The organism is Pontibacterium sp. (assembly GCF_964228735.1).
GTDB lineage: Bacteria > Pseudomonadota > Gammaproteobacteria > Pseudomonadales > Balneatricaceae > Pontibacterium.
In genome coordinates, this window is the sequence record NZ_CAXRBQ010000068.1 from 1 (window position 1) to 10,747 (window position 10,747).

The 10,747-nt window shown below is 50.7% G+C and carries 9 protein-coding genes; 7 read left to right on the plus strand and 2 right to left on the minus strand.

All coding sequences use genetic code 11. From position 1 onward, the window contains the following. Positions 1–89 precede the first annotated feature (89 nt). Both ACEQ15_RS07005 and ACEQ15_RS07010 read left to right on the plus strand, forming a co-directional pair. Positions 90–1,388: a TRAP transporter large permease gene (locus ACEQ15_RS07005; protein WP_370278417.1), complete on the plus strand. Its 1,299-nt coding sequence runs from the start codon at positions 90–92 to the stop codon at positions 1,386–1,388. Between the two features lie 596 nt (positions 1,389–1,984). Then, a complete protein-coding gene (locus ACEQ15_RS07010; RefSeq protein ID WP_370278418.1) occupies positions 1,985–3,982 on the plus strand; it encodes a methyl-accepting chemotaxis protein in 1,998 nt (665 codons plus the stop codon). Between the two features lie 130 nt (positions 3,983–4,112). Here ACEQ15_RS07010 and ACEQ15_RS07015 read toward each other — a convergent pair whose 3' ends face one another. Continuing rightward, positions 4,113–5,009, minus strand: coding sequence for a LysR family transcriptional regulator (locus tag ACEQ15_RS07015; protein WP_370278419.1), 897 nt, complete (start codon positions 5,007–5,009; stop codon positions 4,113–4,115). 101 nt (positions 5,010–5,110) lie between these two features. On the opposite strand from ACEQ15_RS07015, the gene ACEQ15_RS07020 reads away from it, so the two are divergent. After that, on the plus strand, positions 5,111–5,719 hold the full coding sequence (locus ACEQ15_RS07020) for a short chain dehydrogenase (RefSeq protein WP_370278420.1): 609 nt from the start codon (positions 5,111–5,113) through the stop codon (positions 5,717–5,719). A gap of 22 nt (positions 5,720–5,741) precedes the next feature. Further along, positions 5,742–6,626: an SMP-30/gluconolactonase/LRE family protein gene (locus ACEQ15_RS07025; protein ID WP_370278421.1), complete on the plus strand. Its 885-nt coding sequence runs from the start codon at positions 5,742–5,744 to the stop codon at positions 6,624–6,626. Between the two features lie 97 nt (positions 6,627–6,723). On the opposite strand, the gene ACEQ15_RS07030 is transcribed toward ACEQ15_RS07025, so the two are convergent. Continuing rightward, positions 6,724–7,518, minus strand: a complete 795-nt coding sequence (locus ACEQ15_RS07030) for a hypothetical protein (protein ID WP_370278422.1) — start codon at positions 7,516–7,518, stop codon at positions 6,724–6,726. 125 nt (positions 7,519–7,643) lie between these two features. Here ACEQ15_RS07030 and ACEQ15_RS07035 point away from each other — a divergent pair, with 125 nt between their 5' ends. From ACEQ15_RS07035 to ACEQ15_RS07045, 3 genes are all read left to right on the plus strand, one after another. Then, entirely contained in the window at positions 7,644–8,579 is a 936-nt protein-coding gene (locus ACEQ15_RS07035) for a LysR family transcriptional regulator (protein ID WP_370278423.1), read from the plus strand. A gap of 335 nt (positions 8,580–8,914) precedes the next feature. Beyond that, positions 8,915–10,027: a molybdenum cofactor guanylyltransferase MobA gene (mobA, locus tag ACEQ15_RS07040; protein WP_370278424.1), complete on the plus strand. Its 1,113-nt coding sequence runs from the start codon at positions 8,915–8,917 to the stop codon at positions 10,025–10,027. Positions 10,028–10,425: 398 nt separating this feature from the next. Beyond that, positions 10,426–10,747, plus strand: a 322-nt coding sequence (locus tag ACEQ15_RS07045; RefSeq protein ID WP_370278425.1) for an alanine racemase, incomplete at its 3' end; no start/stop codon positions are given.

Here is a 10,747-nt window from a genome sequence, read left to right on the forward strand (position 1 = left end):
CTCTATTCCCTGCGTGATTTTGTTCAGTGTGTGATTGGGACCTATCCGCTGTCGGAAGAACCGCACGATCCAAGTGAGGAGATTCTCTGATGGAAGGATTAATTGCTGTTGGCATCCTGCTGTTCCTGATGATCGTGGGTGTGCCGGTTGCCTGGTCGTTTGCCGGGGTTTTGGCGTATCTGAGCTTTGCCTACGACGCTAACTTCAACACCCTGATGTTGCAGGGCTACCGCTCGATCGATTCGGTAATCCTGATCGCGTTGCCACTGTTTGTACTGACCGGTTACCTGATGCAGAGTGGGGGGATTGCCCACCGTCTGGTCGACTTTATCGAAGTGCTGGTGGGTAAACGCAAAGGCGGTATGGGCGCATCCATGGTGTTGGCATCCGGTATCTTTGGTGCAATTGCCGGTACCGCGACAGCCGCGGTTGCATCGATTGGTACGATCATGATTGATCCGCTGGAGAAACGGGGTTACCCGCGCGGTTACTCGTCCGCGTTGCTGGGTATCTCGTCACTGTTGGGGATTCTGATCCCGCCATCGATCACCATGATTCTGTTTGCGGTGGTGACTCGGCAGTCGGTGGCAGCGTGTTTTGCGGCCTCGATCGGTCCTGCGCTATTGCTGATTGCAGGCCTGATTCTGATGAACCGCTTTAACGTGGGGCGTTTGTTTCAGGAAGTCTCCGCGGGTGCAAAAGATGGCCTGGAAGACCTGCCATCACGAGGCGCTGCAACCCTGCGTGCGTTGCCCGCGCTGTCACTGCCGGTGATCATTCTGGGCGGTATCTACGGCGGTGTATGTACGCCAACAGAAGCCGCGGCGATTGCAGCCTTTATGGCGATCTTGATCGGTTTCTTTATCTACAGGAACCTGACCATTCGACGCTTGGCGGGCAGTGTGATTGCGGCGGCCGAAACCACCGGCACCGTGATCCTGATCCTGCTGTTCAGCTTTATGATCGGCCGTATCTTGGCATCGGAACGTATCCCCCAGGAGCTGACGGAAACCATCACCGAACTGGTCAAAGATCCGATCATGATCCTGATTGCCGTAAACGTCTTTCTGATTGTGACCGGCATGATCATGGATGACGTATCGGTAACCGTGGTGGTGGCGCCATTGTTTATGCCGTTGATGGTCGCAAGTGGTGTCGATCCGATCCATTATGCATCGATCGTGGCGTGTTCTGTTGTGATCGGTGCTAATAGTCCACCGGTGGCGCCGATACTCTATATGGCGTGTCGAATCGGTAAAGTCAGTATTCATGAGGCAGTGATGCCCGCGATCAAACTGATGGCATTTGTGGGTCTGCCGGTGATGGCGGTAACCAGTTTTGTGCCGGAACTATCACTGTTTATTCCAAGAATGCTGGGATTGATGTAAGGCTTCGTACCACTCCAAAGTTCCACACCGTAGGTTGGGCAGGGATATCCCAACCTATATCTCTCGTCTTCTCCAGGTTTTTGATACGGGGATGTTTTTAAAGTCTTTCTTCTAACCGAAACCGCGTGTATTACCCCAATTCTCTGCTGAGAATACCTTGTCTGTGCTCTCTGCCGGTGCATATCGGAACGTCTGAATTATCAGACAAATTCGTTTTCGATACTGCTTTATCAGCTAAAAACACAATTTTGTAATATTTTTGAATTTATTCTTGAGCGCGTCTATACATATTAAACGCTCGGAATCACTTGCAGGCCATGGACGGTTTCTCTGTCATCCTACCGCCATGAATCTCAATGATTCTTATTAGTGCTCTTTGGATTAAATCGATTTTGGTTATCAGGCAGGTTGATCGATCAAAAGGGTATCTAGCGCACTTGAGCAGTAAAGTTAAAGCCTAAACGTAGTTGTGTATTGGGCTGCATTGATCGCGGAACAGACTTCTTAGAATTAGCCGGTTCGCTAGTTGGTACAGGGCCTTAAGGCCGTCTGTATCGGTGGCGATTATTTGATTCAATTAGCAATGGAACGCAGATATGAAGCTCGTACACAAACTAACCCTGTTGTTTTTGCTTATCGGTATTGTCCCTACCCTTGCCGTCGGAATCTTCTCGTTCTACCAGGCAAACCAAGGCTTGAGTGATCAAGCCTTTAACCAATTACAGGCCGTAAGAGGCATCAAGAAAACTCAAATCGAGTCCTATTTCGAAGAGCGGAAAGGGGATATGGCGATGTTGGTTGAAACGATCGCCACTCTGCACAGCAGTCAGCCTGATCTCAATACTATCGAGGCGCTGCTGGCGACACCTCGCTCGGGAGAGGGAAAGAGCTTTTTCAGCAAATACATCGAGGCGTACAGTTACTACGATCTGTTTCTGATTGATGAAAAAGGCGATGTCTTTTTTACGGAAGCGAAAGAGGCCGACTACGGTACTAACCTGATTAGTGGTCCATATCGTGACAGCGGATTGGCGAAAGCATATAAAAACGCCAAGCAAACCCGAGGCTTCGTTCTACAAGATTTCTCGCCGTACGCACCGTCCAATAATGAACCGGCATCCTTTATCGCTCAGCCGGTATACAGCGATGGTGAGCTGGTCGTCATCGTCGCGCTTCAGCTGTCCATCGACAAAATTAACAGCTTTATGCAACTTAGAGAGGGGATGGGGGAAACAGGAGAATCCTATCTCGTAGGGCCGGATATGCGCATGCGCTCTGACTCCTTCCTCGACCCTCAGGGGCACTCTGTTTCCGCATCGTTTGCGGGAAGCATTGCCAGTAATGGCGTGAGCACCGAGGCGAGTCAGAATGCCTTGCAAGGTGATACCGGCATTAAAATCATTACCGACTACAACGGCAATCCGGTGTTGTCAGCCTATACGCCGGTTGCTGTTGAGGGTAATACCTGGGCATTGATGGCGGAAATCGATGAAGCGGAAGCCTTCGCCATTGTTAGTGAACTGAAAATAATCCTGGCGGTGGTCATTGGCTTGGTCGCGATTGCTATTGTTGTTGTGGGTGTTCTTGTCGCGCGTTCCATTACCCGTCCATTAGGTGGTGAGCCGGTGGAGATGAAGTCGATCGCGGAAAAGATTGCGGCAGGAAACCTAACCCTGGAGTTTGAAAATCGCGGTCAGCAGGAAAGTGTATATGCCGCAATGCATAAGATGACGCTGACGCTGAACGACATGATTAGCAAAATTGTCGCGGCCAGCAGCGAAATCGCAACCACGACCGAGCAGACATCGATCGTCACTCAGCAAACCAACGAAAATGTACAGCAGCAACAGCGTGAATCACTGCAAGTGGCGACAGCAACCAATGAGATGAGCGCTTCGGTACAAGAGGTGGCGAATAGCGCCTCGGTTGCATCCACAGCGGCGCAGACTGCGACGAATGAAGCGCTGCTGGCTAAGCAGGTCACTGAAAACACGATCGATACCATCGTTAATATGGCGGATGAAGTGGCTCGCTCCATGGATACCATCCAGGCGTTAGAAAAGCAGAGCACGCATATTGGGTCCGTGCTGGAGATCATCCGCAGTGTGTCTGAACAAACAAATTTGTTGGCACTAAATGCGGCAATTGAAGCGGCGAGGGCGGGAGAGCACGGTCGTGGTTTTGCCGTTGTGGCAGATGAAGTGAGAACGCTGGCGTTGAAAACGCAGGCCTCCACAACGGATATCGAGGATATTATCGATCAGCTCCAAATCGGTGCCAGTGAGGCTGCAAAAACGATGGAGACCAGTGCGCAAAAAGCTCAGGATAATATCGAAATGGCCAGAAAAGCCGGCGCTGCGATTGCTCAGATCACCGGTGCGGTTGAAGATATAAACGATATGAATGCGCAGATAGCCAGTGCCGCCGAAGAGCAATCCGCTGTGTCTGAAGAGATCAGCAAAAGCATTACCTATATCAGTGACCTGTCACAGCAAACAGCGGGGGGCTCGCAGCAAACCTCTGAAGCGACTCTTCAGTTGGCACGACTGTCTGAGCAGATGCGAGTGCTGGTGGCTAATTTTAAGGTTTCTTGAATATCTGTACGGGCCTGAAGAGAGTAATGGGCGAGCGTGGTGACTTCCGGTGGAGACTTGGTACATATAGTTGCTAAGCCGGGTGTTGCTTTGCTCGATCCAGCCTCCAACTCTCATGAGTGTGGTGTCTCTACAACATATACAGGGAGCCGGATTCCAACCACTGTTTTACTGCTAAGTTGAAGGTTGAAAGCTTTTGCGGCGTTACGCGCCGTTGGGCGTAGATAAGGCTCAATTTATGGGTTTTGACCGACCATTCAGACAGGACGTGGACTAGTTTTCCACTCTCTATGAGGCCTTCCACCTGGTAATAGGGCAGGCTGGCGATCCCCATCCCCTGCAGTGCTAATTCCAGTATCGAGTTGTAGGTGTTTGAGCGGATAGTTCCGGTTACTTCGATATCAAAGTTCTGCTCCCCACAGACAAGCTCCAACCGATTCCAGCGCTCGTTTTGGCTGTTAAGGATAAAGTTGCTTTGATGAATCTCCTCAAGAGTCGTAAGTGTGTTTGATGCACTAAACTCCGGACTGCAAACAAGGACATTGCGGATATACCCCAGGTCTCTGGCAACCACATCGTTGGGCAGTTCATCATAGGCACGAAACGCCACATCAAAATCGCCGGACTCGATTTTTTTCTTAACCGGGCCGAAATCGAAGACTAAATTTACCTTTGGATATGCTCGCTGAAAGGTTGGGATCACGTGACGGCACAGTGCCCGGCCAAACTCAATGGGCGCCGTTACTTTCAGGTCACCACTTACCTCCTGTGTGATGTCTCGCACACGCACTTCCGCTTCCGTCGCCAACAGCTGAATCTGTTTGGCTTTGGTGTACAGCTCTTCACCTACCTCCGTCAGGCTGATCGACCGCGTGCTGCGCAGAAACAGTTTGGCGTTCAGCGATTCCTCCAGCTTCTGCACATGTCGTGACACCAGGCCTTTTGATACGTCGAGAATCTCCGCGGCTCTGGTAAAGCTGTGTTCATCGGCGACAACCAGAAAGGTTTGAAGGTAGGTCAGATTCATTTATTAGCACCGTAAAGTAAACAGTGATCTCAATTTCTGTTGTTTTTACACCCGAGTCAACTGATTAGCATTCATTTTGTAAACACAACGAAGAGGAAGTCATGAAGATTCTCGTAATAGGTGCCAAGGGCACAATCGGCAGCAAAGTTGTAGATGCATTGTGTGCTTCTCATGACGTGATCAAAGCGGGCAAAGGCTCTGGTGACGTAGCAATAGATCTGACCAACCCGGATTCCATGCGTGAAGCACTCGCATCTGTAGGAAAGCTGGACGCTATTGTGTGTGCCGCGGGCGACGTTGCTTTCAACTCATTCGCAAACCTGTCTCGCGAGGAGTGGGATGTTGGTATCAACAGCCGCTTGATGGGGCAGGTGAACTTAACCCAGATTGGTGCGGAATACCTGAGTGATGGCGGTAGTATCACATTGACCAGCGGCATTATCGCCGACCACCCAATCGCGTACGGCGTCAGTGCGGCAACGCTGAACGGTGCGATCCAGCATTTTGTGAACGCCGTAGCTAACGAACTCCCACGCGGCATCCGTATAAACGTTGTAAGCCCAACAGTAGTGACTGAATCCCTGGCTACCTACGGCGACTATTTCCCCGGTTTTCATGCCATCGACGCCAAGGATCTGGCGAAGTCTTACGTGCGCTCCGTATTGGGTGTGGAAACAGGCAAAACATTTAAGGCGTTCGCCGGTAACTAAGTTGAGAGTGAGGTAATTAAGAATGAAAAAGCTAATGTGTGTGGCTGCAGCAACTGTTTTCTCCGCCGCTGCGATGGCAGGTTCTTTTGTTGAAAACGATCCAGTGCTGGTGGGCGATAGCTTTGGTTTTGTTGAAGGTCCGGTATGGGATGCTGATCACAAACGGTTTCTGTTTAGCGATATTCCAAACAATAAAACCTACGCTTACAGCTTGAATGGCACACTTAAGGTCGTTGATGGTGACTCTGGTTATGCCAACGGGCTGGCGATTGATGCCAAGGGTAATCTGTGGGCAGCACGCCATGACCGTAAACTGTCGTTCCTGTCACCAAGCGGGGATAAGGTGATTGCTGCTGCCACCTATAACGGCAAGCCGTTGAACAGCCCGAACGATCTGACAATCAAAAGTGACGACAGTGTTTGGTTTACCGATCCACCGTTTGGTATTCAGGGCTATGGTCCGCAAAAAGCGGACGAGGAACAACCGGTCAGAGGTGTATACCGTTACAAGGACGGCGATTTTAAGTTGATGACCGGTGAACTGGGTCTGCCTAACGGTATAGCTTTCTCCAATGACGAATCTGTCCTCTATGTTGCCAATACCGCTGATGGTTGGGTGTATCGCTTTAATGTAGAGGAGCAGGGGCTCAGCGGTAAGAAACGCTTCGCCAAAGTGAAGACACCAAAAGAGGCTGAGCCGATGGCAGATGGCGTCGAGGTGGATAAAGACGGCAATGTATTTATCGCAGGGCCTGGTGGTGTGGGAGTATTTAATGCAGAAGGACGTCAGCTCGACTTTATTGCGATTGATGCAGGCCACGTGAGCAACATTGAAATTGGTGGTCCAGAACAGGATCTGTTGATGGTTACTGCGTATAACAAGGTGGTGCTGTTCAAGCTGAAGTAAGGGGTTAGGAGCAGGCATCAGCCATGTGTTGATGCCTACTCCTGCGGCTTTGAAATGGAACGTGTTCCTTCTCAGGTTAGTTCATCGTTCAGGCGAATCAATCTAGCAGCTTTGGAGTTTCACCGGAAAAGTCGATCCATGGGTTGGTATTCAACAGTTCTGCACCTTCCACACTTGGCTCTTCATAGCGCATGACAAAGTTCTTCGGTCCATGGGCATAGGCCACAACAAGACCGTATTCCGCATCCAGGTAGCCGCCGTGTGGTCCCAGGCCTGGATAGCTGATGCGCCACGCTTTTCCTTCCAGTCCCACATGCCCCAGAGTCAACTTGCCGACAACATTGTCTGGCAGTGAGAAGAACCAGGTCCACGGGCCGCCGGATACAATTGTCATTACTTCATCGATACCGACACCATTGTCCGCGCTGTTTACGTGCAGCAATCCGAACTTCTTCTGAAGAAAGGCTTTAACTTCAGGAGATAGAGCGCGCATGTCATACACTTTTGGGTATGGCGCTACGCCGACTTCAGATGTAGAGAGATAACCGCCTCGGTGTGCTTCCGGTTTTCGGCCTGCCTTGTGGATCTCCTCCAACAGCTGTCCACGATGAAGGGAGAAGTGGGAGATCAGCTCATCCGCCTCTTCCTGCGTAACCGCTCTCGACTTTGATGCTTCCAGAATAGGCTTCGCTTCCTCGGGTAGGGGCAGGGTACTCACCCGCACTCCAACAGTGCGCAATACCTTATTAACGTCTTCCACACCGGTAGTGACAGGTCTGCCATCACTGTAGGCAAGCTCCAGAACGCCTGCGGTATTGGATTGTTCTGCGAAACTGTGTGTGGGCAGCCATAACGATACGCTTACCAAAGCGAGACTAAGTAATTTCTTCATAACCGGTTCCTCCTGTTTTTTGCCAACCTAATGAAGGGTTGTATTTAGATTACTGTCCGTTGGTTGGGTGAAAAACAAAGAGGCATCGAATATATTGTTCGTTAATAAAGAACAATGGTGGTTTGATGGCTGACAAAATATTAGAGATGGAAACCTTTGTTCGGATCGTTGAAGCGGGTTCGATCTCTGCCGCTGCAGATCAGCTGGGTCTTACGAAATCGGTGGTGAGTAAACGGTTGTCTGATCTTGAGGCTCGCCTGGGTGTGCAGCTGCTGGCGCGAACAACCAGACGCCTGAGCTTGACCGATTCGGGACGTGAATATCTGGATAAGGTTAAAGAGATCTTGTCCGCGGTTGATATCGCCGAGTCCACCGTAGCGGGGTCGAAAGGTGAGATTCAGGGGCGCATTCGTATAGCATCGCCATTAACCTTCGGGCTGATGCACTTGAATCCGGCGATTCGCGAATTCATCAAGCGCCATCCCGCGGTAAAAGTGGACATCAACTTTTCTGACAGTCGGATAGACCTTGTGCATGGGGGCTATGATCTGGCGCTACGGATAGCTGATCTGGCTGATAGTAGCCTTGTTGCCAAGCCGCTGACCCGTATCCGTCATGCGGTGGTTGCAAGCCCGGACTATTTTCAAACCCGAGAGCTGCCGAAAACACCTCAGGATCTGCTTGCTCTGGATTGTCTGCGCTACAGTGAAGCGAGCGATACCCAATGGAAATATACGGATCCGTCCGGTAAGAACGGATCCGTTGATCCCATCGCACTCATCAACGCTAACAACGGTGCTTTTCTTAAAGATATGGCCGTTGCGGGCAGCGGTATTATCAACCAGCCGACCTTTGTCACCTACGAGGCAATCTGCTCCGGTGAACTGGTGATGTTGCTGGAAGACTATAAATGGCGGGAATTTAATGCGTATGTGGTGTATCCGAAAACCCGTTATCTGCCTTTGCGGGTGAGAGCTTTTATCGATTTCTTAGCGGAGTATTTCGATCGTGATGAACCGTATTGGGAGCGTGAAATACAAGAGGCCCTTGGAAAGAGTTAACAAGTTTTAAAGTGCCATCATTTTTAGTAGCAGCGGTCTCCGACCGCGACAATTCGTTGCATCTGTTGGCCGCGCTCAGCACCCTAAAGGGCATAAAAGCGCGCTGCTACAGGGTTATCAGATTCCCGGCTTAACATACTGTTAAGCCGATCAGTACCCATCCATTCACCGCAATTGGCACTAACCTTCTATATTGTCGTTAATACACTGATTCTTCAGGTAAATATGGCAATTCCTGAACTCGCGTTATATTTACAGTATCAAGGCTTTTCCTTGCGGTGAGGGTCAGGTACCTTAATCCGCTTCTTAAATCCGGCTGAGCAGGAGTACGCCCGATGTCCGAATTGAATCAGTATGCCGAGAAGGTCAGTGCCGTTGTGCTGGCAGGTGGCATGGCACGTCGTATGGGTGGGCAGGACAAAGGTTGGGTGAAGCTCAATGGCAAACCCCTGATTGGCCATGTGCTGGATAAGATCAAACCGCAGGTCGGACGCTGCCTGATCAACGCCAACCGCAGTATGGATGCCTACGGCAGCTTTGGGTTGCCCATCGTCAGTGACCTGGAAGGTGATTTTCAGGGGCCGCTGATGGGGATGGCAACCGGTTTGCATCATGCCGCAACCGATTGGGTGCTGTTTGTTCCGTGTGATACGCCGAATCTGCCGGATGATCTGGTGCAGCGCATGCTGGATCAGGCCGAAAGTGCGGATGCAGAAATAGCCGTGGCCCATGACGGTAACCGCCTGCAATCGGTGGTGGCGCTGATGCGTCGTGACTTGTTGCCCAGCCTCCAGGCCGCGCTGAAAACCGGCGAGCGTAAGGTTGATCGCTGGTTTGAACAGCATGTGATGACCGCGGTGGATTTCTCCGACAAGCCAGATGCCTTTGTAAACGTTAACAGCCGTGATGATCTGGCAGAGCTGCAGCAGATGCCTGCATTGCTCGGTTTTGTGGCCTGGAGCGGTACTGGTAAAACCACGCTGCTGCGTAAACTGATCCCGCTGTTAAAAGAGCAGGGCGTTCGCGTAGGCGTCATCAAACATGCTCACCATAACTTTGATGTCGATAAGCCGGGTAAAGACAGCTACGAGTTGCGTAAGGCAGGTGCTGATCAAATGCTGGTCGCATCCCACGTGCGCTGGGCGTTGATGGTTGAGGAAGACCAGGGGGATTACCCGTCACTGGCCCGTATGCTGAGTCGCCTGGATCACTCCACTCTGGATCTGGTGCTGATCGAAGGCTTCAAGCGTGAGCCGTTTCCAAAGATTGAGCTACATCGCACTGTGCTGGAAAAAGAGCTGATCCACCCGGACGACGACAGCTTCATTGCGATCGCTTCAGATGAGCCAATCAGCCCGGCACCAAACCTGCCGCAGCTGGATATCAATAACGAGCAGGAGATCCTGCAGTTCGTATTGGATTACATGAAGAAACAAACACTCGGATGAGTGTTTCCCGCCCAACGGCTGTCTAAAGGAACGGAGTGGAAAGGGGGCGTTTTGTCCCATTCCGCAGTATCTTTAGTATAGAAATTGCCCGTTAACGACAATCAGTGAAAGATTGGCCCTACGACGTTTTCCCCATTGGTTCTTAGTGGTCATCCAGTAGCTTTTTTATAGTGCTTATTCAGACGCAATTCCGCAGAAAATTCTGTGGTGTTGTGCCGTGTATCTGGGACTTTCCCTATATGAAATTATTGTTTCGGGATTTTGTTCTGATTTGTGTTTTTTAACGAAAATATATCCTGAAATCGTACGGCAAAACGCAGCATTTTTTCTGGTTTGTATGTTGGTCGTCAGTACAATGTTCGGTTCGCGCATCATTTGCTGCTAGAGAGGTTTGTTACATGTCACACCATGACGCTTTTTTCCGCGATACGTGGGTCGAAGTAGACCTGGATCGCATCGCTGAAAACGTTAGCAATATTAAACAGCACTCAGGTTACGAAAACCTGTATGCGGTTGTTAAAGCGAATGCTTACGGTCATGGCGACGTTGAAGTAGCACGTGCAGCACTGGATGCCGGTGCAAATATGCTGGCAGTAGCTTTTCTCGACGAGGCGCTGAATCTGCGTCGCGAGATTAAAGATGTACCTGTATTGGTAATGGGCGCGATCCGCCCGCAGGACATCGCAGTTGCTGCAGAACAGAACATCGATATCACTGCAC

What these genes read in the sequence shown, in the direction of transcription:
- ACEQ15_RS07035 (WP_370278423.1), top strand. Translation starts at nt 7,644, where the DNA reads ATGGCTGACAAAATATTAGAGATGGAAACCTTTGTTCGGATCGTTGAA.
- mobA (WP_370278424.1), top strand. Translation starts at nt 8,915, where the DNA reads ATGTCCGAATTGAATCAGTATGCCGAGAAGGTCAGTGCCGTTGTGCTG.
- ACEQ15_RS07020 (WP_370278420.1), top strand. Translation starts at nt 5,111, where the DNA reads ATGAAGATTCTCGTAATAGGTGCCAAGGGCACAATCGGCAGCAAAGTT.
- ACEQ15_RS07005 (WP_370278417.1), top strand. Translation starts at nt 90, where the DNA reads ATGGAAGGATTAATTGCTGTTGGCATCCTGCTGTTCCTGATGATCGTG.
- ACEQ15_RS07025 (WP_370278421.1), top strand. Translation starts at nt 5,742, where the DNA reads ATGAAAAAGCTAATGTGTGTGGCTGCAGCAACTGTTTTCTCCGCCGCT.
- ACEQ15_RS07030 (WP_370278422.1), bottom strand. Translation starts at nt 7,518, where the DNA reads ATGAAGAAATTACTTAGTCTCGCTTTGGTAAGCGTATCGTTATGGCTG.
- ACEQ15_RS07015 (WP_370278419.1), bottom strand. Translation starts at nt 5,009, where the DNA reads ATGAATCTGACCTACCTTCAAACCTTTCTGGTTGTCGCCGATGAACAC.
- ACEQ15_RS07010 (WP_370278418.1), top strand. Translation starts at nt 1,985, where the DNA reads ATGAAGCTCGTACACAAACTAACCCTGTTGTTTTTGCTTATCGGTATT.